Source organism: Micrococcus sp. LASM2_SD2 (assembly GCF_057364565.1).
This window is the reverse complement of sequence record NZ_JBNFOB010000521.1, coordinates 1-229: the sequence shown is the minus strand read 5'-3', so window position 1 is coordinate 229 and position 229 is coordinate 1. Positions and strand designations below refer to the sequence as shown.

General features: G+C 61.6%; 1 pseudogene. It reads left to right on the top strand.

Annotated features, from left to right (window positions below):
- Window positions 1-80 precede the first annotated feature (80 nt).
- Window positions 81-229, top strand: a pseudogene (locus AC2W7A_RS13405) (IS3-like element IS3501 family transposase); the annotation flags it as partial.

The following is a 229-nucleotide window of genomic DNA, read 5'->3' as shown; positions in this document are numbered from 1 at the left end:
AGTCAACAATCGTCCCCGGAAGGTCCTCGACTGGAAGTCTCCAACTGAGGTGTTCGCCGAGCAGCTACAGTCACTCGAGCAAGAGGGTGTTGCATCCACCGATTGAATCCACCCAGTACGTCAGCTTGGCCTACTCGGATGCGCTCATCACGGCGGGGGTGAGGGCCTCGGTGGGCACCGTGGGCGACTCCTACGACAACGCCCTGGCCGAGACGGTGAACGGGCTCTA